The 22,097-nt window shown below is 70.6% G+C and carries 21 protein-coding genes; 5 read left to right on the forward strand and 16 right to left on the reverse strand.

The window, feature by feature from the left end; translation table 11 throughout:
• Nucleotides 1–6: 6 nt before the first annotated feature.
• The 10 genes from ACWDY5_RS17180 to ACWDY5_RS17225 all read right to left on the reverse strand — a co-directional run bounded on the left by ACWDY5_RS17180 (nt 7) and on the right by ACWDY5_RS17225 (nt 12,700).
• Complete coding sequence (locus ACWDY5_RS17180; protein ID WP_449723157.1) at nt 7–1,197, reverse strand: ABC transporter ATP-binding protein; 1,191 nt, start codon at nt 1,195–1,197, stop codon at nt 7–9.
• An 8-nt stretch (nt 1,198–1,205) separates the two neighbouring features.
• Entirely contained in the window at nt 1,206–2,048 is an 843-nt protein-coding gene (locus ACWDY5_RS17185; protein ID WP_449723158.1) for a carbohydrate ABC transporter permease, read from the reverse strand.
• Nucleotides 2,048–2,950, reverse strand: a complete 903-nt coding sequence (locus ACWDY5_RS17190; RefSeq protein WP_449723159.1) for a carbohydrate ABC transporter permease — start codon at nt 2,948–2,950, stop codon at nt 2,048–2,050. Before ACWDY5_RS17190 ends, ACWDY5_RS17185 begins: the two co-directional genes overlap by 1 nt.
• Nucleotides 2,950–4,230 (reverse strand): ABC transporter substrate-binding protein, encoded by a 1,281-nt coding sequence (locus tag ACWDY5_RS17195; RefSeq protein ID WP_449723160.1) that lies wholly within the window; start codon nt 4,228–4,230, stop codon nt 2,950–2,952. Before ACWDY5_RS17195 ends, ACWDY5_RS17190 begins: the two co-directional genes overlap by 1 nt.
• Before the next feature lie 220 nt (nt 4,231–4,450).
• Nucleotides 4,451–4,966: a general stress protein gene (locus ACWDY5_RS17200; protein WP_449723161.1), complete on the reverse strand. Its 516-nt coding sequence runs from the start codon at nt 4,964–4,966 to the stop codon at nt 4,451–4,453.
• A gap of 76 nt (nt 4,967–5,042) precedes the next feature.
• A complete protein-coding gene (locus ACWDY5_RS17205) occupies nt 5,043–6,239 on the reverse strand; it encodes an acyl-CoA dehydrogenase family protein (RefSeq protein WP_449723162.1) in 1,197 nt (398 codons plus the stop codon).
• Between the two features lie 364 nt (nt 6,240–6,603).
• Entirely contained in the window at nt 6,604–9,984 is a 3,381-nt protein-coding gene (locus tag ACWDY5_RS17210; protein ID WP_449723163.1) for a patatin-like protein, read from the reverse strand.
• Nucleotides 9,985–10,084: 100 nt separating this feature from the next.
• The gene (locus ACWDY5_RS17215; RefSeq protein ID WP_449723164.1) at nt 10,085–10,435 is read right to left on the reverse strand and encodes a DUF4276 family protein; all 351 of its coding nucleotides are present in this window, start codon (nt 10,433–10,435) and stop codon (nt 10,085–10,087) included.
• Between the two features lie 143 nt (nt 10,436–10,578).
• Nucleotides 10,579–11,685 (reverse strand): AAA family ATPase, encoded by a 1,107-nt coding sequence (locus tag ACWDY5_RS17220; protein ID WP_449723165.1) that lies wholly within the window; start codon nt 11,683–11,685, stop codon nt 10,579–10,581.
• A 55-nt stretch (nt 11,686–11,740) separates the two neighbouring features.
• On the reverse strand, nt 11,741–12,700 hold the full coding sequence (locus ACWDY5_RS17225; protein WP_449723166.1) for an HpcH/HpaI aldolase/citrate lyase family protein: 960 nt from the start codon (nt 12,698–12,700) through the stop codon (nt 11,741–11,743).
• A 115-nt stretch (nt 12,701–12,815) separates the two neighbouring features.
• Between ACWDY5_RS17225 and ACWDY5_RS17230 the strand changes: the two genes are divergently transcribed.
• Together ACWDY5_RS17230 and ACWDY5_RS17235 are read left to right on the forward strand one after the other, a co-directional pair.
• Nucleotides 12,816–13,151 (forward strand): hypothetical protein, encoded by a 336-nt coding sequence (locus ACWDY5_RS17230; RefSeq protein ID WP_449723167.1) that lies wholly within the window; start codon nt 12,816–12,818, stop codon nt 13,149–13,151.
• Nucleotides 13,148–14,044: an aminoglycoside phosphotransferase family protein gene (locus ACWDY5_RS17235; protein ID WP_449723168.1), complete on the forward strand. Its 897-nt coding sequence runs from the start codon at nt 13,148–13,150 to the stop codon at nt 14,042–14,044. Before ACWDY5_RS17230 ends, ACWDY5_RS17235 begins: the two co-directional genes overlap by 4 nt.
• A 22-nt stretch (nt 14,045–14,066) precedes the next feature.
• On the opposite strand, the gene ACWDY5_RS17240 is transcribed toward ACWDY5_RS17235, so the two are convergent.
• Entirely contained in the window at nt 14,067–14,933 is an 867-nt protein-coding gene (locus ACWDY5_RS17240; RefSeq protein ID WP_449723169.1) for a PhzF family phenazine biosynthesis protein, read from the reverse strand.
• Nucleotides 14,934–14,956: 23 nt separating this feature from the next.
• On the opposite strand from ACWDY5_RS17240, the gene ACWDY5_RS17245 reads away from it, so the two are divergent.
• A complete protein-coding gene (locus ACWDY5_RS17245) occupies nt 14,957–16,252 on the forward strand; it encodes a magnesium transporter MgtE N-terminal domain-containing protein (protein ID WP_449723170.1) in 1,296 nt (431 codons plus the stop codon).
• On the forward strand, nt 16,245–16,802 hold the full coding sequence (locus ACWDY5_RS17250) for a DUF1003 domain-containing protein (RefSeq protein WP_449723171.1): 558 nt from the start codon (nt 16,245–16,247) through the stop codon (nt 16,800–16,802). The genes ACWDY5_RS17245 and ACWDY5_RS17250 overlap by 8 nt, the downstream gene beginning before the upstream one ends.
• A 22-nt stretch (nt 16,803–16,824) precedes the next feature.
• Here ACWDY5_RS17250 and ACWDY5_RS17255 read toward each other — a convergent pair whose 3' ends face one another.
• Nucleotides 16,825–17,316 (reverse strand): MarR family winged helix-turn-helix transcriptional regulator, encoded by a 492-nt coding sequence (locus ACWDY5_RS17255; RefSeq protein WP_252481087.1) that lies wholly within the window; start codon nt 17,314–17,316, stop codon nt 16,825–16,827.
• A 121-nt stretch (nt 17,317–17,437) separates the two neighbouring features.
• On the opposite strand from ACWDY5_RS17255, the gene ACWDY5_RS17260 reads away from it, so the two are divergent.
• Nucleotides 17,438–18,583, forward strand: a complete 1,146-nt coding sequence (locus ACWDY5_RS17260) for an Mrp/NBP35 family ATP-binding protein (RefSeq protein ID WP_449723172.1) — start codon at nt 17,438–17,440, stop codon at nt 18,581–18,583.
• Between the two features lie 21 nt (nt 18,584–18,604).
• On the opposite strand, the gene ACWDY5_RS17265 is transcribed toward ACWDY5_RS17260, so the two are convergent.
• The 4 genes from ACWDY5_RS17265 to sigE are packed head-to-tail and all read right to left on the reverse strand — an operon-like array spanning nt 18,605 to nt 21,811.
• Nucleotides 18,605–19,000 carry a sec-independent translocase gene (locus ACWDY5_RS17265; protein ID WP_252481089.1) on the reverse strand — a complete coding sequence of 132 codons (396 nt, stop codon included), beginning with the start codon at nt 18,998–19,000 and terminating at the stop codon, nt 18,605–18,607.
• 33 nt (nt 19,001–19,033) lie between these two features.
• Nucleotides 19,034–20,542, reverse strand: coding sequence for a trypsin-like peptidase domain-containing protein (locus ACWDY5_RS17270; RefSeq protein WP_449723173.1), 1,509 nt, complete (start codon nt 20,540–20,542; stop codon nt 19,034–19,036).
• Nucleotides 20,543–20,600: 58 nt separating this feature from the next.
• Nucleotides 20,601–21,218 (reverse strand): anti-sigma factor family protein, encoded by a 618-nt coding sequence (locus ACWDY5_RS17275; RefSeq protein WP_449723174.1) that lies wholly within the window; start codon nt 21,216–21,218, stop codon nt 20,601–20,603.
• Complete coding sequence (sigE, locus tag ACWDY5_RS17280) at nt 21,215–21,811, reverse strand: RNA polymerase sigma factor SigE (RefSeq protein ID WP_449723175.1); 597 nt, start codon at nt 21,809–21,811, stop codon at nt 21,215–21,217. Before sigE ends, ACWDY5_RS17275 begins: the two co-directional genes overlap by 4 nt.
• Nucleotides 21,812–22,097: the final 286 nt, after the last annotated feature.

Consider the following 22,097-nt stretch of genomic DNA (forward strand, 5'->3'; position numbering starts at 1 on the left):
TTGTGCTCAGCCCGAGTACGTCAGGTTCTTGCCCGACTGCGGGTCGAACAGCTGGATCTTGTCCGGGTCGAACCAGACCTCCAGCTGCTGGCCCTCCGTGGCGCCGGAGGTCGCGGACAGCCGGGAGATGATCTGGCTGCCCTCGGCGCTGCTGGACCCGATGTCGGTCAGGCCCGCGTCCGCGGCCAGCTCCTCCAGATCCGCCGAGCTGGCGCGCTCGCCGGAGACGGTGAAGTAGGCGTACTTGTCCGAGCCCATCGACTCCAGCACGTCCACGTGCGCGGAGAAGATCGTGCCGCGGGCCTTGGCCGCCGGGTCCACGATCGCGGCGTCCTCGAAGTGCTCGGGGCGCACGCCCACGATCACCTCGCGGCCCGCCCCGGCCTGCGAGACCAGCGAGCGCACCCGGTCCGACAGCGGAATGTCGCCCAGGCCGCTGCGGACCGTGCCCTCCTCCAGGGTCGCCGGCACGAAGTTCATCGCCGGGGAGCCGATGAACCCGGCCACGAACAGGTTCGCCGGGTTCTCGTAGAGGAACTGCGGGGCGCCCACCTGCTGCACCACGCCGCCGCGCATGACCACGACCCGGTCGCCGAGGGTCATCGCCTCGGTCTGGTCGTGCGTCACGTACACCATGGTGGTGCCCAGCTTCTTCTGCAGCCGGGAGACCTCGGTGCGCATCTGCACGCGCAGCTTGGCGTCCAGGTTGGACAGTGGCTCGTCCATCAGGAACGCCTTGGGGCTACGCACGATCGCCCGGCCCATGGCCACCCGCTGCCGCTGGCCACCGGAGAGGTTGGCCGGTTTGCGGTCCAGGTGCTGACCAAGGTCGAGCACCTCGGCGGCCTCGTTGACCTTGCGCTCCACGGTGGCGTTGTCCACCTTGGCCAGCCGCAGCGGGAAGGCCATGTTCTCCCGCACGGTCATGTGCGGGTAGAGCGCGTAGGACTGGAACACCATGGCGATGTCCCGGTCCTTGGGCGCCCGCTCGTTGACCCGCTCCCCGCCGATGCGCAGCTCGCCGGAGGTGATGTCCTCCAGGCCCGCGATCATGTTCAGCGTCGTGGACTTCCCGCAACCGGAAGGGCCCACCAGGATGATGAACTCGCCATCGGCGATCTCGACGTTCACCTCCTGCACGGCGAGCGCGCCGTCCGGGTACTTCTTGGTCACCTTGTCCAACACGATGTCGGCCACGACTCACCTCACCCCTTCACGGCGCCGGACGTCAGCCCGGCGACGATGCGGCGCTGGAAGAACAACACGAACAGAATGATCGGCACCGTGATCACGACCGCGGCCGCGGAGGTGGTGCCGGTGGGGTCCTCGAACTGCGAGTCCCCGGTGAAGAACGCCAGTGCCGCCGGCACCGTCCGCGAGGTCTCGGTGGAGGTCAGCGAGATCGCGAACAGGAAGTCGTTCCAGCAGAAGATGAACACCAGGATGGCCGTGGTGAACACCCCCGGCGCCGCCAGCGGGGCGACCACCTTGAAGAACGCCTGGCCCGGGGTGGCCCCGTCCATCTTGGCGGCCTTCTCCAGCTCCCACGGGATCTCCCGGAAGAACGCCGAGAGCGTGTAGATCGCCAGCGGCAGGGAGAAGGTGATGTACGGCAGGATCAGGCCCGGCCAGGTGTCGAACAACCCGAGCGAGCGCTCGATGTCGAACAGCGGCGAGACCAGCGATACCTGCGGGAACATCGCGATCAGCAGCGAGACGCCGACCAGCGCCCGCTTGCCGGGGAAGTCCAGCCTGGCGATCGCGTAGGCCGCCATGGTGCCCAGCACCACCGCGATGGCGGTGGCGATGATCGCGATGCCGATCGAGTTGACCAGCGGCCGGAGGAACCCGGTGGTGTTGAAGATCGCCTCGTAGTTGGCCAGCGTCCACTCACTCGGCAGCAGACCGCCGTCCTTGACCGCCTTGGGGGTCTTGAAGGACAGCGACACGATCCACAGCACCGGGAACAGCGCGTAGATCACCACAACGGTGTTCAGCAGCCCCCAGCTCCACTTGCGGCCGGTCGTCTCGGCTCCACCGATGGCCATCAACGCCTCCCCTGCGGGTCGCTGCCGGGTGCCGCGGTGCCGAACACCTTGATGAACACGAAGGCGATGATCGCCACCGCGATGAAGATCAGCACCGACATGGTGGACCCGATGCCCAGGTTCAACCCCTTGATCAGGTTGTTGTAGGTCAGCATCGACACCGAGGACGTCTCCTGCGCACCGCCGGTGAGCACGAAGATGTTGTCGAAGATGCGGAAGGCGTCCAGGGTGCGGAACAGCAGCGCGACCAGGATGGCCGGCTTCATCATCGGCACGATGACCTTGGTGAAGCGCTGCCAGCCGGAGGCGCCGTCCAGCGCGGCGGCCTTGAGCAGGTCATCCGGCACCAGCGCCAGCCCGGCCATCAGCAGCAGGGCCATGAACGGCGTGGTCTTCCAGATCTCCGCCACCGAGATGATCATCAGCGACTGGACCTTGTCGGTCAGTGGCGCGGCCTCCCCGGCGAACCACTCGGCCAGGTACCCGGTGCCGGGCGTCCAGGCGTAGCGCCAGGAGAACGCGGCGACCACGGTCACGATGCCGTAGGGGATCAGCGCCGAGGTGCGCACCAGCCCGCGCCCGACAATGGTGCGGTGCATGATCATGGCCAGCGCCATGCCCAGCACCAGCTCGATCACCACGGTGATCAAGGTCAGCAACGAGGTGATCCCGAACGCGGTCCACCAGTAGCTGTTGCCCAGCACGGCCACGTAGTTGTCCAGGCCGACGAACTCCCGCTTGTCCGGGAACTTCAGGTCGAACCGCTGCAAGGACAGCCACACCGAGTAGATGATCGGCCAGCCGGTGACCGCGACCATCACCAGCGCGGCGGGGGCGCACAGCAGCAGACCGAGCTTGCGCTCAGCCTTCTTCCCTTCGCTGCGCACGACTTTGGTAGCCATTACGGCATCACCCCCTTCGAATCGAGAGCCTCCTGGACCTCGGTCCGCAGCCGGGCCGCGGTCTTCTCCGGGTCGATGGCCGAGGGCGGGGACAGGATGAGCGACATCACCGAGGCGACGTTCTGCCAGGCTGGCGTCAGCGGCCGGTTCGAGGCGTCCCGCAGCTCCTCGCGGATGGTCTCCTTGAACGGGTAGTCCTTGAGCATCTCCGGCCGGTCGTAGACCGAGTCGATGGTCGGCGGCACCCCGTCGTTGAGCACCGAGAACAGCTGGTTCTCCGGGCTGCGCAGGCACAGCGTGGCGGCGAAGGCCAGGTCGGCCTTGCGGGTGTACCGGCTCACGCCCCAGTTCGCGCCGCCGATGGTGACCCGGCTGGGCTTGTCCGCCGTCGCGCCGGGGAACCGCGCCCACTTGAACTTCTTGGCCAGCTCCGGGTTGCCCTTCTGCATGGCCGGGTAGACGAACGGCCAGTTCAGCTGGAAGGCGGCGTTGCCCTTCTCGAACTCCAGCCGGACCCCGTCCTCCTTGGAGTTGGTCAGCGAGGCGCTGGCGATGCCCGAGGTGGCGAAGTCCTTGAGCAGCTGCAGGGCCTTGACCGCGCCCTCGTCCACCACGGCCTTGGTGCCGTCGTCAGAGATGATCTTCCCGCCGAGCGAGGCGACCAGGGTGTTGTAGTGCACCACCAGTCCCTCGTACTGCGCGCCGGTGAGCACCGCGGTGTAGGGCTTGCCCTCGGCCTTGAGCTGCTGAGCCTGGGAGATCATCTCGCCCCAGGTCTTCGGCGGCGTGGACACCACGTCGTCGCGGTACCAGAGCAGCTGGACGTTGGTGTTCTTGGTGGCCGCGTAGGTCTTGCCCTTGTACCGGGTGGACTCCAGCGGACCGGCGAGCACGTCGGCCTCGGCCTCCGCCTTGTTCTGCCCGGTCCACTCCAGCAGCCAGCCCGCCTCGGCGAACTCGGCCAGCCATGGGCTGTCCAGGTAGACGATGTCCATCTCGTCGTCCTCGGCGGCGAGCCTGCGCACCTGCTGCTCGCGCTGGCCGTCCGCTTCCCGGGGCAGTTTGTTCCACACGATCTGGTATTTGCCGGCCGCCTGCTGGTTGCAGCGGTCAACCACCTTCTGGAAGTTCTGTTCCGGTGCGCCGTAGAGGTTGATGATGTTGCCACCGGACTCGCCGCCACCACACGCGGTCAACACCGGTGTGGCGACCACGGCGGCGGTGAGCAAGCTCAACGTCCGTACGCGTCTGGTCCGACTGCCTCGCCAGGGGCCATCCATGCGCCCTGCCTCCCTTCCTGCTGAAACCCGGAAGGCAAGCCTGGACCGCGTGCAGACGACCTGGCCGACGAAGCGTGAGAACGGGCACCTCGTCGTGCCCTCCCGGAGTTGGGAACCGAACCTAGAGCCGCTGATCAGTGGCCGCAACCGGCAAGCAGCAACGATTCAGAAACACAGAAGTGGGAAAATTTTCCTACCCGTTCGGCGCAGCGTTACCCAGTCAGTCCGTCTTGGCGATCGGTCCGCGCATGGCGAGCTTGGCCAGCATGTCCCTGCCCTGCTCAGCGTTGCGCGGCGAGCAGAGCACGTCGTAGCGACCGGCCACCAGCTGGCTGGCCGAGACGAAGTCCCGCTTGCCGCGCTGGGTGGCGTACCCGGCCGCGGCGAAGATCATGAAGAACACCACGCCGGTGACCAGCGAGATCAGGATCGGGCCGAGCGCGAGCCCCTGCTGGTTGCTGAACAGGCTCACCAGCACGCCGACGAACAGGCCGAACCAGGCCCCGGAGGCCGCGCCGGTGCCCAGCACCTTGCCCCAGGTCAACCGCCCGGTGACGCGTTCGACCAGCATCAGGTCCACCCCGACGATGGTCACGTCCTGCACCGGGAAGGAACTGTCGGCGAGGTAGTCGACCGCGCGCTGCGCCTCCTCGTACTTGGCGTAGGAGCCGATCGGCCACCCGGTGGGCGGGGTGGGCAGGCCACCGGGCCGGGAACCGGAGAACGAACTGGTCAAGACAAGCACCTCCGCAGGACTGAAGCCTCAATCCTGCCAAGGTTGCCCGGTTTACGCCCTCCGACGCGCGCGGAACTTAGTTCCGGAGACCGTAGTCACGCAGCAATCCCCTGCTGATGATCGTCTTCTGGATCTCGCTGGTGCCCTCGCCGATGAGCAGGAACGGCGCCTCGCGCATCAGGCGCTCGATCTCGTACTCCTTGGAGTAGCCGTAGCCGCCGTGGATGCGGAAGGCCTCCTGGGTGACCTCCACGCAGTACTCGCTGGCGATCAGCTTGGCCATGCCGGCCTCGACGTCGTTGCGCGCGCCGGAGTCCTTGAGCCGGGCGGCGTTGACCATCATCAGGTGCGCGGCCTCGACCTTGGTGGCCATCTCGGCCAGCTTGAACGCGATCGCCTGGTGCTGGGCGATCGGCTTGCCGAAGGTGGTGCGCTGCTGGGCGTAGGAGACGGCCAGCTCGAAGGCGCGGATGGCGATACCGCAGGCGCGCGCGGCCACGTTCACCCGGCCCACCTCGACGCCGTCCATCATGTGCGCGAAGCCCTTGCCGGACTCGCCGCCGAGAATCTTGTCCGCACCGATCCGGAAGTCGTCGAAGACCATCTCGGTGGTGTCGACGCCCTTGTAGCCCATCTTGTCGATCTTGCCGGGCACGGTCAGGCCGGGCAGCACCTCGCCGTAGCCGGTGGGCTTCTCCACCAGGAAGGTGGTCAGGTTCTGGTGCGGCTTCTCGCGGCCCTCGTCGGTGCGCACCAGCACCGCGGTCAGGTTGGAGGTGCCGCCGTTGGTCAGCCACATCTTCTGGCCGTTGATCAGGTAGCTGTCGCCCTCGCGCACCGCGCGGGTGCGGATCGCGGCCACGTCGGAGCCCAGTTCCGGCTCGGACATGGAGAAGGAGCCGCGCAGGTCGCCGGTGGCCATCCGGGGCAGCAGGTCCTGCTTCTGCGCCTCGGTGGCGTGCTGCTTGACCATGTGCGCCACGATGAAGTGGGTGTTGATCACGCCGGAGACGCTCATCCAGCCGCGGGCGATCTCCTCGACCACCAGCGCGTAGGTCAGCAGGGACTCGCCGAGCCCGCCGTACTCCTCGGGGATGGTGAGCCCGAACAGGCCCATCTCCTTCATGCCCTCGACGATGTCCGCGGGGTAGCTGTCACCGTGTTCCAGGGCCTGCGCGTGCGGGATGATCTCCTTGTCCACGAACGCGCGGACGGTGCTGAGGATCTCCTGCTGGATGTCGGTGAGACCGGCGGTCTGGGCGAGCCTGGCCACGACGCTCCCCTTTCTCTACAGCACTGTAGGCGCGGTTTGTTACCGGCGAGTATGGCTGCTTCGGGGTGGTCGCGCGCTGTGAAGGTGCTCACCACAGCGGGTCAGCCGGCCACCAGCTCCAGGCTGGCACCGCAGTGCCGGCAGGTCTCGGCATAAACGTGGACATCCGCGGCACAACCTTGACAGGGGCGCAGACTGCGTTCCAAAAGATCATCGTCGGTGCGTTTCCGGAAAAAGAACATGCCAGCAGACTCGCTGGTCAGCACCCCCGCAAAGCAAGCCAGGTTGCGTTTTCGTGTGCCATCTCACTGAATTCGACGACAATTAGTGTCCGATCAATTCTGCCGCGTAGTTCGATCATGAATTACCTGGAGAACTGATGTGGGCGGCGTTCCGGGAGCGTGTCGGTGAGGCTGGCCAGCGCGGTGACCGCGTAGGTGGCCACCACCGCGCTGGCGGTGAACCACCAGCCGATCGGCAGTCCGTAGCCGGCGAACAGCAGTGCGCCACCGGCGAAGACGGCCGCGCTGAGCAGGGCGGCCAGCACCCTGCGGTCCACCCGCATCCAGCAGGTGGCCAGCCAGGTGGTCAGCGCCGCGCCCACGGTGATCGCGGCCGGGCCGAAGGAGAGCCCGGCCGAGGCCGCGTACAGGCCGCCCGCGCCGGCCAGCACGCCGAGCCCGGCCAGCGCGGCGGGCCTGCGCACCCCGCCGACGGACTTGCGGCGCACCGCGCGGACCGCGGCCCTGCCTGCGAGGAAGACCACCAGCACGGTGGCCACCACCAGGGCCCAGCGGCCGAAGTCCCACACCGTCGGCCCGAGCCTGGTCCACCAGGGGATGTCCGCCCAGTCGTCGGGGCGGTGCGCGGTGACCAGCCCGGCCAGCGCTACCGAGGTGGTCAGCAGCGCGCGTTCCGGCGCGGTGACGAAGAACAGCACGGCCAGCAGCAGTGGTTTCAGCGCGGACATGGCCACGCGGGCCGCGACCATCGGCACCGTGTGGGACTCGGGCTTGATGGTGCGGTGCGCGAGCAGGCCGAGCCGGATCGCGGTGCGCGCCATCCGCACATCGCCCAGGTCCCTGATCTCCTGGTGCCCCACCTGGTACTCGGCGACCTTCTTCTCCAGCGCGCCCGGCGGCACCGGCGCGGCGGGCTCCGGGCTGCCCGGGTTGGCCCCCAGCTCGACACTGTCCACAAAGGACATCTCGGCGGCGATCACCGCCCACTGCACGCGTTCGGTGAGCGCAGCCCTGGTCTCGCGCAGCGCAGGCGGCACCGGGTTGGGCGCGAGCACCTCGGCCAGCTCGGCCCGCACCGCCTCCCGGCGGGTCTCGAACCGCCTGCTGAGGAAACGCCGCCATTCCTTGTCCGCCACCGGGTTCTCCGTGCCCAGCTCGGCCGGGCCGGGCGGGGTGGTGGCGATCCGCTCGATGTCGGCGAAGAGCTCGTCCAGCTCTCGGCCGCGGGCGAACTCGCGCAGCCGGGCCGGATCGGTGAGCAGCGAGACCAGGCTGGCCGCGGCGTCCAGCCTGCCCCACATCCAGTCATTCGCCCGCCACTTCGCCGAGCAGAACGCGGCGAACGCGCCGAGGTCGGTGCCGCAGAGCTTGTCGTCCGGGCTGAGGTTGTCCTTGCCCGCCAACAGTTCCCGGAAGTCGATCGGGGTGGGCGCGTCACTGGCGATGCGCAGGAACCTGATCCGCCCGCCCGCGCTCTGCGCCGCGTGCAGCGGCGCGGTCAGCGCCACCACCTGGGCCAGCGTGATCGGCAGGTCGGGCGCGGTCTCCAACAGCTGGTGCACTACCGCGTCCAGCTCGGTCTCGGTGCTGCGCGGGCGGCGCGGCGCGGCCTCGGCCAGCCGGGTGGCCGCGGTGTAGACGGCCGGCCAGGCCAGCCCGAGCGCGTCCACCGCCCTGGGTTCCAGGTCCTGTTCCCGCTCCTCCACCCCGTCGGCTTCCAGCGCCTCGGCCAGTTCGAGCAGCCGTCCCTGGAACCGCTTGTTCGCCTCGACCTGCTCCTGCTCGTCGCCGGGATCCGGGGTGAGCGCGGCCTCCAGCACCCAGCCCAGCGGCTCGCTCACCCCGGGCCCCAGCTCGCGCTGTGCCTGCCGGTACTCCTCGAAGGTGGTGCCGACCCAGGCCCGCAGGTCGGTGGGCTCGCCCGGCTCGGCCGCGGCCAGCGCGGGCCAGCGCCCGTCCGCGTGGTCGGCCAGCACGTCGGCGATCTGGCGCAGCCGGTACAGCACCGCCTTGACCTCGCCGATCGCGGGCAGGTAGGCCTCGTCGGCCCACAGCTCCAGTTCCCTGGCCCAGCGGATGCACAGGTCCACGGCCGCGCCGAGCGCGGTGACATCGGCGAACACGGTCTCCGGATCCGCGGCGGCCGCGGCGGCGAGCACCTCGGTCAGCCGCGGCGCCAGGGAGCGCCTGGCCTGCGGCGACCACCCGGCCACCGGATCGTCGTGCAGCGGGGCGAGGCGCAGCAGACCGGGCGGCCGCTTGGCCGGGTCGAGCAGCGTGACGGTGATCCGCTCGGCGTCCAGGCAGGCCCGCAGGTGCGCGTGCGCAGGCCCGACCCGCCGCACCAGCTCGGTGAGCCCGGTCCCGCGCTCGGCGGCCGGTAGCGCGGTCAGCGGCGCGAACAGCGCCCGCCGCCGCAGCTCGATCCGCCGCACCTCCCGGTTGTGCGCGTCCAGCTCCTCGATATCGGTGAGCAACGACTCCTGGTTGTACCGCGCGGCCAGCGCCGCCAGCCCCACCGGCAGCCCGCGCCGCCGCTGGCTGACCGGCTTCGCGGTGGTGCCCACGATCGGTTCGGGGTTGAGGTAGACCAGCCACCGCTCGGTCGGCCCGTCCGCGGGCGAGGCCGCGATCGCCTTGATCGCCGCCCCCACCGGAATGTTGTCCAGCACCCCGCCGTCGATGACCTGGAACGCCTTGCCCCCGGCAGGCGCGGTCTCGGAGAAGCAGCCGATCAGGTCCACCTCGCCGGCGGGGGTGTCCGGCTGCGCCCGCACATTCGCCGGCTCGAACGCCAGTGGGAAGGAGGAGGTCGTCCGCGCCGCCTGCGCCAGCTGCGCCGCCGTCCGCCGCGCCTCCGTCCCGGCCGCGAAGTCCGACAACGGATCCCCGGCACACCCCCGGTGCCGGAACCGGAACGCCGCCGAGCGCCGCCGCTCCCGGATGGTCGCCAGCCGGTCGTCCCACCGGGTCACCGTGATCGGGTCCAGCAGCGTCGCGGTCAGCAGCAGGTCCACCCGGTCCGCCAACGGCCCCCGGGCGGGTTCGGCCACCAGCTTCTGCAACCGCTGCCGCAGCTCCTTGCCGAAGTACCCGTCCCCCTCCAGCAAGGAGGGCGGCTTCGCCTGGAACATGGTCGGCGTCGCCCGGCACATCGCGTCCAGATCCCCCAGTTGCACCCAGAGGTCCCGGATGGCGTCGAACCGGAACCCGTACACCAGGCTCGCCGCCATGATCGCGCTGTTCAGCCCACCCGCCGAAGCCCCGGTGAGCACATCGATCCGCACCGACTCGTACCCGGCCAGCCCAGCCAGCCCCGCCCACGGGTTCCCGGGCTCATCCGCCGCCAGCGCACACCGCAACCGCGCGATCTCCGAGGCCGCCCCACCAATCCACACGGCCAGCGACACCCCACCCCGCATGGACAGGGCGAGCCGCAACTCCTGGCGGTTGTGACCGGGCTCGGACGCGGCGGTCCCGGCAGCGGGGTCGAGTGGGCCCATGGGATCAGTGTCTGATCAACGGGACACGGATGGGGCGGTGCGCGGGAAGTACACACGGTTGGCCGAGCGGGGCCGTGCGAACGGTTGCCCGAACGGGCAGTCAGCGGGCGCGGCGAGCCAGCTCGGTGAGCCAGGCGTCGAGGTGCGGGCACTGCGCGCGGAGCGCGGGGAGGCCGAGGTCCTGGATGGCCTTGGGACCGTGCGCGGTTTTCAGGTAACCGGGGTGGTAGCGGAGCAACCGCTTGGACGGCGCGGAATCCGGGCTGTCGTTCACCAGTTCCGGCCCACCCGCTTTGCCGCAGTCCCGGCTGAGCTTGGTCGCCAGTTGTGGAGAGCGAACGTGCGCGGCGAGTTGGGCTCCGGCGGCGAAAACCCAGCTCTCGGTCTCGTGCAGGACCAGGTGCGGCACGAACCGCGGATCACCGATCGCCGCGGCGACCTGCTCCTCCACCTGGCGGACCCGGCCGACCGGATCACCCCGCGCAGCGAGGAATGGGTGACGCCGTAACCGAGTCCGGTCAGCTCGGGCCGAGCAGTTCCCGTACCAGGATCTCCTCGGTCTGGCCTTCCACGAGCAGATGGATCCGCTGGTACTCAGCCACGTGCCGAGCCCTCGTTGGTGGGACGGCCGCCGATCAGGTTCATCTCCCAGATCTCGCCGAGGGAGCACTCGTCCAGCCAGATCCGCAGCGCTTCCGGATCCGGCCGGTGGAACCTCGAGGCACCCTCCGCTCGCTCGACCACGATCAGGTCGTCCACGGTGAACTGGTTCATCAGGGTCACGGACTGGGTCGCGATCAGCACCTGGCTGCGGGTCGAGGCCGCCCGCAGCAGGTCGGCGAGCTGGACGATCGCGAAGGGGTGCAGGCCGAGCTCGGGTTCGTCCAGCACCACCATGGCGGGCAGCCTGGGGTGCAACAGGAGAGTTGCCAGGCAGACGAAACGCAGTGTGCCGTCGGACATCTGCCCTGCGGAGAACACCTCGTCCGATCCCAGCTGCCGCCAGCGGAGCAGCACTCGTTCCTCTTGGTTCGGCTCAAGTGCGAAGTCTCGGAAAAACGGAGCGACTAGCCGAATCACGTTGACGATCTGGTCATAAGCCGCCGCGTAGCCAGGGTGATGGTCGTCGCGCAGCGCGATCAGCACTGCGGCCAGGTTTCCCGCGTCCTGTCTAAGCGTCAGGTTGTCAGCGGTCGAGGTCGTGCGTTTCGGCGGCGCGCTCACACCGGCGTCGTGGAAGTGGAATACACGGCAACCGCGAAGCAGTTCGACGATGTCCTCAAGAACCTTGAACCCCGGGGAACGGGACGCAACCTGGTGGATCTTGGTTTCTCTTCCTCCGCGACCAAGCTGCCCGGTCCAGTCACCGGAAACCAGCGTCTCGGAGTCGAATACGAAGTAGTCCTCACCAGCGGGCTCAAGCACGGCGGCATAGCCATGCGGTGCAGCATCAAGTTGCAACCGGACAGCGGCCACGTCACGCGAGCTGTTCAGCAGAGCTGCCGCCCCGCCGTTCTTCCCCACGAAGTACTCAAGGTCCTCGTCAACGATCCGGCCCAGCAGCTCCAGCGCCCGGATGAAGTTGCTCTTGCCCGCGCCGTTCGCCCCGACCAGCACGTTCAGCCGCCCGAGGTCAACCGTCGCCGACCTGATCGAGGTGAACCCCTCGATCTCGAGCCTGCGCAGCAGCCGCTCGGTCACGCGATCACTCTACGGCCGGGCGCCGCGGCCGGTCAGCCGCGGCGCCGCGCGCGCCTCAGCTCTCCGGCGGCGTCCACCGGTCCGTCCGCGACATCCCGGCCGCCCGCCCCTTCGCGCTGATCACCAGCGCCATCTTCCGCGAGGCCTCGTCGATCATCTCGTCGCCCAGCATCGCCGCGCCGCGCTTGCCGCCCGCCTCCGAGGTGAACCACTCGTAGGCGTCCAGGATGTTCTCCGCGTGGTCGTAGTCGGCCTGGTTCGGGCTGTAGGCCTCGTTCGCGGCCTCCAGCTGGCCGGGGTGCAGGACCCACTTGCCGTCGAAGCCCAGCGCCGCCGACCGGCCTGCCACCCGGCGGAAGCCGTCGACGTCCTTGATCTGCAGGTAGGGGCCGTCGATGGCCTGCACGTCAGTGGCGCGGGCGGCCATCAGGATGCGCATCAGGATGTAGTGGTAGGCGTCGCCCACGTCGTAGCCGGGGGGCTGTTCGCCGACGACCAGGGACTTCATGTTGATCGAGGCCATGAAGTCGGCCGGGCCGAAGATGATGGTCTCGATGCGCGGGGAGGCGGTGGCGATGGCGTCCACCTCGACCAGGCCCTTGGCGTTCTCGATCTGGGCCTCGATGCCGATCTTGCCGACCTCGTAGCCCATGGTCTTCTCGATCTGGGTCAGGGTCAGGTCCAGCCAGGCGACCTGGTCGGCGGTCTGCACCTTGGGCAGCATGATGCAGTCCAGGTTCGCGCCCGCGCCCTCGACCACCTCGACCACGTCCCGGTAGGTCCACTCGGTGGTCAGGTCGTTGACCCGGACCACCCTGGTCTTGCCCTCCCAGCCGCCCTCGTTCAGCGCCGCCACGATGGTCTTGCGAGCCGCCGGCTTGGCCAGCGGGGCACACGCGTCCTCCAGGTCCAGGAACACCTGGTCGGCTGGCAGGGTGCGGGCCTTGTCGATCATCTTCTGGCTCGAACCGGGAACGGCGAGACAGGAACGACGGGAACGCCTGCGGTCGACCACTGCGGACCTCCTTGTACCGACCAGTAACAACGCGGCTTGGGCGAATGCTGGCACGCCGATCAAGACTCGGCCACTCCGCTGAGGTCTCTCTCACAACGCGTGCGATGCTGAACCGGTGGAGACCACCCGACTGCTGGACGCGGCCCTCCGCAAAGCGGCCGCGGTCTGGATCACCCCGGCCGGGGGCCGGGCGAGCCTGGTGTGGGCGCTGTGGCGGGACGGCGCGCTCTGGATCGCGGTCGGCGGCGCGGAGCAGACCGTGCCCGGACTGACCGACGGCGCCGCCTGCACGGTCACCGTCCGCTCCCCCAGCACGCACTCCCACCTGACCGAGGTGGCCGCGGTCGCCCGGCTGACCGAGCCGGACCCGGACACCCGCACGGCGCTGGCCGCCGCCCGGCTGAACGCGGAGCTGCGCTGCGCCCAGGTCTTCCGGGTCGAACCGACGTGATCGCGGTACCCGCCCGGTTCGTCTCCGAGATCATCGCCAGGCAGGGCGACACCGCGCGGCCGTGGCTGGACCAGCTGCCGGAGCTCATCGGCGACCTGTGCGAGTTCTGGCGGGTCGAGGTGGACGGCCCGCTCGCGCACGGCCGGTTCGCGCTGGTGGTGCCGGTGCGCAGCGGCGAGGACCGGTACGTGGTCAAGGTCTCCTGGCTGGACGAGGACACCAAGCACGAGTCCACCGCGCTGCAACGGTGGGGCGGCTGCGGCGCGGTGCGGCTGCTCGCCGAGGACCCGGCCCGCGGCGCGATGCTGCTGGAACGCCTCGACGAGCACCGCACACTGGAGCGGGAGCCGCACGACGCGGCCTGCGAGATCGTCGGCAACCTGGCCAGGCGGCTGTGGGTGCCGCCACCGCCGAGCGTGCCCCGGCTGATCGACGACGCCCTGCTGTGGGCCGCCGACGCGCACCACGAGTGGGACCGGGTCGGCCAGCCCGTGCCGCACCGGCTGGTCGGCCGGGCGGTGCGCGCGCACATCGAGCTGACCTCCGGCGGCTACCGGCCCTCGCTGCTGCACCGCGACCTGGAGTTCGCCAACGTGCTGGCCGGCCGCCGCGAACCCTGGCTGGCCATCGACCCGAAGCCGATCTCCGGCGACCCGCACTACGAGCTGCTCCCGTTGCTGCGCAACCGGTTCGGCGAGCTCGGCGGCGCGGCCGGGCTGCGCAGGCGGCTGGCGCTGCTGACCGACGCCAGCGGGCTGGACCTGGCCCGCTCCCGGGAGTGGGCGCTGGCCAGGGCGGTGGACGAGTGGATCAGCGCGGTCGGGCAGGGGCCCGCGCACCAGGAACGGGCCGAGGTGGCCAAGACGCTGGCGGAGTGGCTGGCCGAGAGCTAGGCGGGGGCGGGACGGGCGCGAGCTAGTCCGGCACGCGCAGGCTGCCCTGGCCCACCTCGACGACCCCGCCCCACACCGTGACCTCCCGCGCCAGCCCACCGGCCGAGGTCACCGCGCAGTGCAGCTCCGACGGCCGCCCCACCCATTCCCCCTGCCGCACCAGGTACTCCGACCGCCCCTCCGCGGGCAGCAGCCCCCGCGCGACCAGCCACACCCCGAGCCCCAGCGCGGCCGAGCCGGTCGCCGGGTCCTCGCCGCCGGTGCCGCGGAACATCCGCACCGTCGCGGTCCGGGCCGCCGGGTCCCAGGCCACCGGCACGATGCCGCGGCCGAGCACCGCGGCGAGCACCAGCTCGGGCCGGGCGGTGGCGGCGGGCAGTTCGGCCGGGTCGGCCAGGAAGTAGTTGAAGTCCAGGCCGCAGCCCGCGATACCGGCCTTGACCGAGGCCTCGGCCGGGCGCAGGCCCACTGCCTCGGCCAGCACCCCGTTGTCCAGGTCCGCACCGAGCACGGGGGCGCCGCCGGTGAGCCGGGCGCCGCGCTCGTCGACCTCCACCGGCAGCAGGCCCGCGCCGCACTCCTGCACCGCGGTGCCGTGCCCGAGCACACCGTCCCTGGCCAGCACCCAGGCCGTGCCCACGCTGGGGTGTCCGGCGAAGGGCAGCTCGACCAGCGGGCTGAACGCGCGCAGCCGGTAGTCCGCGCCGGGCCGGGTGGGCGGCAGCGGGAAGGCCGTCTCGGAAAGGTTCAGCTCGCGCGCGATGGTCTGCATGGACCGGGTGTCCAGCTCCTGCGCGCCGTGCACCACGGCCAGCGCGTTCCCGGCGTAGGGCGTGGCGGTGAACACGTCCACGAGGTCCATGCGGAGGGTCTTGCCCGGTAGTGCCACGGCCGTGACGTTAGCCTGCGGTCATGCCAGGTCCGAACCGGGTTTTCGCCGCACAGCTGGCCGGTCTGACGGTCTTCGGACCGGACGGTGAGTCCATCGGCAAGGTCAGGGATGTGGTGGTGGGCCTACGGGTGGACCGCTCGCCGCCCAGGGTGCTGGGGCTGGTGGTGGAGCTGATCACCCGGCGGCGGATCTTCGTGCCGATGCTGCGGGTCACCTCGATCGAGCCCAGCGCGGTCGCGCTGGCCACCGGCTCGGTGAACCTGCGGCACTTCCACCAGCGGCCCAACGAGGCGCTGGTCATCGGCGAGCTGCTGGACGCGCACGTGACGCTGGCCGACGGCGGCTCGGCGGTGGTGGTCGACGCCGGGCTGGAACCCACTCGCACCAGGGACTGGCTGGTCAACAAGCTGGCCGTGCGGCAGCGGTCGGGGCGGCTCGGCAGGCGCGGGCCGGTGCAGGTGCTGGCCTGGGAGAAGGTGGGCGGACTGGCCCGCGCGCGGATCGCCGAGCAGCCGCAGGGCACCCAGCAGCTGCTGGCCGTCTTCGACGGGATGCGCGCGGTGGACGTGGCCTCCGCGCTGCACGAGCTGACCCCCAAGCGCCGGTACGAGGTGGCCGACGCGATGGACGACGAACGCCTGGCCGACGTGATCGAGGAGCTGCCGGAGGAGGACCAGAAGTCGCTGCTGCGGCACCTCGGCGAGGAGCGAGCCGCGGACGTGCTGGAGGCGATGAACCCCGACGACGCGGCCGACCTGCTGGCCGAGCTGGACGAGGGCGACAAGGACCGGCTGCTGGAGCTGATGGAGCCGGCGGAGTCCGCGCCGGTGCGCAGGCTGCTGGAGTACTCCTTTGACACCGCGGGCGGTCTGATGACGCCGGAGCCGATCGTGCTCGCCCCGGACGCCACCATCGCCGAGGCGCTGGCCAGGGTGCGCAACGGCGACCTGACCCCGGCGCTGGCCAGCATGGTCTTCGTCTGCCGCCCGCCCAGCGCCACCCCGACCGGCCGCTACCTGGGCTGCGTGCACTTCCAGCGGCTGCTCCGCGAACCACCCTCGGACCTGGTGGCGGGCCTGCTGGACAAGGACCTCTCCCAGCTCTCGCCGACCGCGACCCTGTCCGAGGTCACCCGCTACTTCGCCGCCTACAACCTGGTGTGCGCGCCGGTGGTCGACGAGGGCGAGCACCTGCTCGGCGCGGTCACCGTGGACGACGTGCTGGACCACCTGTTGCCGGAGGACTGGCGGGCGAGCGGCCTGCCCGACACCGAGGTCACCGAGGAATCGAGCACGGAGGACCGTTCCCATGCCTGAGCTGTTGCCCCGCCGCAGGCTCGACCAGCCCCGCCAGCCGCGCAGGCTGTCCTTCGACGTGGACCCGGAGGCCTTCGGCCGGTTCTCCGAGCGGATCGCCCGGTTCCTGGGCACCGGCACGTTCCTGTTCTGGCAGACCATGCTGGTGATCGTGTGGATCGGCTTCAACCTGCTCGCGGTGTCCCTGCGCTGGGACCCCTACCCGTTCATCCTGCTCAACCTGGCCTTCTCCACCCAGGCCGCCTACGCCGCGCCACTGATCCTGCTGGCGCAGAACCGCCAGGACGACCGCGACCGGATCTCCCTGGAAGAGGACCGGGCCCGCGCCGAACGCACCAAGGCCGACACCGAGTACCTGGCCCGCGAGCTGGCCGCCCTGCGCCTGGCCGTCGGCGAGGTCGCCACCCGCGACTACCTGCGCAGCGAACTGGACCGCCTGCGCACGGACCTGGCCGCGCTGGAGGGCGACCGCAAACCCAAGCGGGACAAGCGCGACAAAGCCGCGGACCGGGTCCGCGAGGATCCGCGCTGGGCGGATGACCGGGTCTAGCGCGCGGGCGGCGGGTCCCGCACTAGGCCTGGGCGCGCCGGTTCGACGCGACGGGTAGCTCGCCGTCAGCGAGCTGGGAACATGTTCGTCCCAACGAGTCCAGCTCCGCGCTGCCCAGCAGCGAGACGAAGTGCCTGCTGATCCCGCTGAGGTGGGTGTCCGCGGCCGACCGGAGCCGGTCGAGGCCGCGGTCGGTGAGCACCGCGACCACCCCCCGGCCGTCGCCGTCGGCCCGCTCGCGGCAGACCAGTCCGGCGCGTTCCAGGCGGTCGACCAGGCGGGTCACCCCGGAGCGGGAGAGCAGCACGGCTTCGGCCAGCTCGGTCATCCGCAGCTGGCGCTCCGGAGCCTCGGCGAGCTGGACGAGGACGTCGTAGGCGGCAAGGGACAGGCGCTGTTCGGTGATGAGCTCGGCTTCCAGCCATCGGGTGATGCGGGCGTGGGCGCGCAGGAACGCGCGCCAGGTCGCCAGCTCACTGCTGGTCGGTAATCGAGCCGTACCGGGGTCCGACACGATCCACCATGTTACGGAGAGCTGCAAACCGGTCGCGGAGTGCCCCGGCAATTCGGTCAAAAAAGTTGGCGGAGGCTGCCGGTGGGCAGGGTGGAACTACCGCTGGACGTAGCATGGCCAGGTGACCCCTTCCCGTGTCAGCCCTTCCGTCGACGCCATCCGCGAGGCCCTGTCCCACGTCCAGGACCCGGAGATCCGTAAACCGATCACCGAGCTGGGCATGGTCAAGGACGTCGAGGTGGCCGAGGACGGCTCGGTCGACGTCTCGATCTACCTGACGGTCGCGGGCTGCCCGCTCCGCGACAAGATCACCAGGGATGTCACGGAGGCGGTGTCCGCGGTCGCGGACGTCACCGGCGTGCGGGTGCACCTGGACGTGATGAGCGACGCCCAGCGCACCGAACTGCGCAAGAGCCTGCGCGGCGGCCAAGAGGAGCCGCGCATCCCGTTCGCCGAGCCGGGCTCGCTGACCAGGGTCTACTGCGTCGCCTCCGGCAAGGGCGGGGTCGGCAAGTCCAGCGTGACGGTGAACCTGGCCGCCGCGATGGCCGCCAAGGGCCTGTCCGTCGGCGTGGTCGACGCCGACATCTACGGCCACTCCATCCCGCGCATGCTGGGCGCCACCGGCAAGCCCACCCAGGTGGAAAAGATGATCATGCCGCCGTCCGCGCACGGCGTGAAGGTCATCTCCATCGGCATGTTCACCCCCGGCAACACCCCCGTGGTGTGGCGCGGCCCGATGCTGCACCGCGCGCTCCAGCAGTTCCTGGCCGACGTGTTCTGGGGCGACCTGGACGTGCTGCTGCTCGACCTGCCGCCGGGCACCGGCGACGTGGCCATCTCCATCGCCCAGCTGGTGCCCAACGCGGAGATCCTGGTGGTCACCACTCCGCAGCAGGCCGCGGCCGAGGTGGCCGAGCGGGCAGGTGCGATCTCGCTGCAGACCCGCCAGCGGGTGGCCGGCGTGATCGAGAACATGTCCTGGCTGGAGCTGCCCAACGGCGAGCGGATGGACATCTTCGGCACCGGCGGCGGCCAGATCGTGGCCGACTCGCTGAGCACCGTGATCGGTTCCCCGGTCCCGCTGCTGGGCCAGGTCCCGCTGGACCCGCGCCTGCGCGAGCAGGGCGACGCGGGCGAGCCGATCGTGCTGGCCGAGCCGGAGGCCGCGGCCGCCAAGGTGCTGCTCGGCATCGCGGAGAAGCTGAGCGTCCGCTCCCGCGGCCTGTCCGGCCGCCTGCTCAGCGTCAGCCCGGCCGGCCGCTGACCCCGCAGGCCCGGACGCGACTCAGGTGGCGTCCGGGTCGAACGGCGGGCGCTCGTTGTAGCCCAGGGGCCGCTGCACCGGGGGCTGCACCACGGGGGCGCCTGCCGGGCTCGGCGCGTGGCCGTTGGGCTTGTGGTGGAAGTCGTCTTCCACGTCGTTGAGCAGGTGCTTGGTCACCGCGCGGCGCGGGTCGAAGTCGCGGATCTTGCGCAGGTCCTCCAGCGGCTTGCGGAACTCCTCGAACTCCGGGCCGATCTCGGACTTGAGCTGCTCCCGCGCGCCGGTGGCGTACTCGCGCACCTTGCGCAGGGTCTTGCCCAGCCAGGCCGCGGCCTCGGGCAGGCGTTCCGGGCCGAGGATGAACAGGCCGGCGACGATGAGCACGAGGATCTCGGCCCAGCCAATGCTCTCGAACACCACGCCTCCCAGCTGTTCTCCGACGAGCCCAGACTAGTCGGACTTCAGCGTCACGTTGAGGGTCAACTGGCGGCCTTGCCGGGCCAGCAGCACCGGCACCGTGTCGCCGATCTTGTGCTGCTGCACCGCGACCAGCAGCTCGTCGGCGTTCTTCACGGTGCGCTCGCCCAGCTTCAGGATGACGTCGCCCTCCTGGATGCCCGCGGCGGCCGCCGAGCCGTTCTGCACCACGTTCTGCACCTGGGCGCCGCTGACGGTGGCGTTCATCACCGACTTGAGGTTCAGGCCGATGTCGGGGTGCTTGACCACGCCGCTGCGGATGAGCGCCTCGGCGATGCCCTTGGCGTCGTCGATCGGGATGGCGAAGCCGAGGCCGACCGAGCCGCCGCTGCGGGAGACGATGGCGGTGTTGATGCCGATCAGCGCGCCGGTGGAGTCGACCAGCGCGCCGCCGGAGTTGCCCTGGTTGATCGCGGCGTCGGTCTGCACCGCGTTGAACACCACGTCCTCGATCCGGAACGGGCGGTTCACCGCGGAGACGATGCCCTCGCTGACCGAGCCGGCCAGGCCGAGCGGGTTGCCGATGGCGATGACCTTGTCCCCGACCTGCAGGTCACCGGACTTGCCGATCTGCGCCACGGTCAGGTTCGACACCTCGACCTTGAGCACGGCCAGGTCGTTCTTGGGGTCGCGGCCGACGATCCGGGCCGGCGCGCGCTGGCTGTCGTGGAAGACGACCTCGACCTTGGCGTTCTGCGCGTTGGCGGCCATCTCGACCACGTGGTTGTTGGTGATCACGTAGCCCTTGCCGTCGATCACCACGCCGGAGCCGAGGCCGCCGCTGTCGCCGAGGCGGACCTCGATGGAGACCACCGAGGGCAGCACCTTCTTGGCCAGGCTGGCCAGCGAGCCGGGTTCGCGCTCCTTGCCGGGGGCGACCTCGGCCAGGGTGATGTCCGGGTCGTTGAGCGGGTTCGCGCCCTCCGCGGTGAGCCTGCCGATGACCCCGCCGACCAGGCTGATCACCAGCACGAACCCGACCAGGCCGAGCAGCGCGGCCGGGGTCAGGCGCTTGCCGAAGGCCAGTTCACGCAGGCTGAGCCGGGGCCCGGGGCCGGTGATCCGGGGACCGGTGTCCGCGGGCCGCTCGGTGACGGCGGTGGCAGGCGGGCCGAGCACGGCGCCGGCGGCCGGGTCGCGCCAGGCGGCGCCCTCGGGCGGGCCGTTGGCCGACCACAGCACCGGGTCCGGCTCGGGCCGGGGGTCCAGCGGCTGGTCGCCGGGCGGGCGCTGGAGCAGCTCCGGGGAACCCTCCGGGCGGCCGAAGGCCTTGGTCAGCGCCTCCGGCGGGGGCGTGGCCAGGTGGATGCCGTTGCCGGGGGTCTCCGGCCGGTGCGGGTCGAAGGCGCTGTCGACGCCGGTGGGGCGGCTGAACACCGCGGACTGCGCGGGGTCGACAGCGGGCCGGTGCAGCGGACGCGGCTCCAGCCGCGGCCGCTCATCCGCGCCGGGCTGACCAGGGCTGGACTGCTGCTCGCTCATCGTGTCCGAGCCTGCCAAACGGGTGGTGAAGTCCTCGTACGAGGGGAGAAGTCTTGATCTACCGGCCGGTCAGCTGCGCGGGCACGCCCGCGGGGACCTGGCCGATGATGCCGCCTTGCGAGGGCGTCTGCTTGACCTCGGCGGTGGGCGCGGAGGCAGCAGGCACGGCCAGGGCGAGCGCGCCGAGCATGAAGCCGGAGACGACCATGCCCGCGCCGTTGCGCACCCGGCGGTTGCCGAGGCCGTAGCGGCGCTGGCTGCCGAATGCCGGGCCCGCGCCGAAGGGGGTGCTGCCGCCCAGCACGGGGCCGGAGCCGAAACCGCTGGCCGGACGCGCGGCCGCGGCGGCCCGCGCCGCGTTGGGCCGCTGCACGGTGACCAGCTGACCGTCCTCGGTGACCGCCAGCTCCTCCGGCATGGCAGGCAGCTCGACCTCCTGCGGGATCGCGCACAGGGAGGCCATCAGGCGGTGGGAGATGCCAGGGGTGCCCGCGGACCGGACCGCGGCCTGGGCGGAACGCTGTGCGGAGACCTCGGCCGCGCACCGTGGGCACTTGGCCACGTGCGCGGACGCTCGGTCGTGGGCCACCGGCGACAGCTCCCCGTCGACGAACGCGACGATCGCGTCCGGGGTGAGGTGCTGTTCCGACCTGACCCAACCGCGCAGGTCCGTCATCCGTTCCCCTCCAGTGCCGCAGCGAGTTCGCGGTGCCGCTCCAGCGCCGCCTTCATTGCCTGCCGTCCCCGGTGGATCCGGCTGCGCACGGTGCCGAGCTTCACGCCCAGCGTCGCGCCGATCTCCTCGTAGGACAACCCCTCCACGTCGCAAAGAACAACAGCGGCGCGAAACTCCGGCGGGACCTCGTCCAGCGCGGCCTGCAGCTCGGGGCTGAGGTGGGTCTCCTCGTACACCTCTTCCGGCGTGGGGCCGTCGTCGGCGATCCGGTCCTGGTCGTCGGGCAGGCCCTCCATCTTGACCCGCTGCTTGCGGCGGACCATGTCCAGGAACAGGTTGGTGGTGATGCGGTGCAGCCAGCCCTCGAAGGTGCCCGGCTTGTACGCGGTCAGGTGCCGGAAGACGCGGATGAACGTCTCCTGGGTGAGGTCCTCCGCGTCGTGCTGGTTGCCGGTGAGCCGGTAGGCCAGCCGGTAGACCCGGTCGGCATGCTCCCGCACGACCTCGTCCCACGTGGGGACCTTCCACTCGGCCACCTCTGCCGGGACGGCGGTGGCCGTGCCGGTGGCCAGGCTTCTCTCCTGGGTACGCATCGTGCGGGTGGCACCTCCTGCGGGCGGTTCGCTCCGCCCTGTCGGATCAACGTGTCAGGGTTGGTCTTTAGTTCCCAGGACGCGCCACGGGCACTTCTGGTTCACCCCTCGACTCTTCTTCGACCTACTGTGTCCGAGGCCGGTGAGGGCGGGGTTAGAGCGAGCTGAGAGCAGCCTGAGAATCCTCCGGAACCGCCGTCCGGGTGTACTTGCCCGCCGTGTCCTGCCCCGATGGGCGTTCGATACGGCGCGTACACCCACGCGGTGAGTGGCTGCCAGTAACCTT

The sequence above is a fragment of the Crossiella sp. NPDC003009 genome (assembly GCF_053591555.1).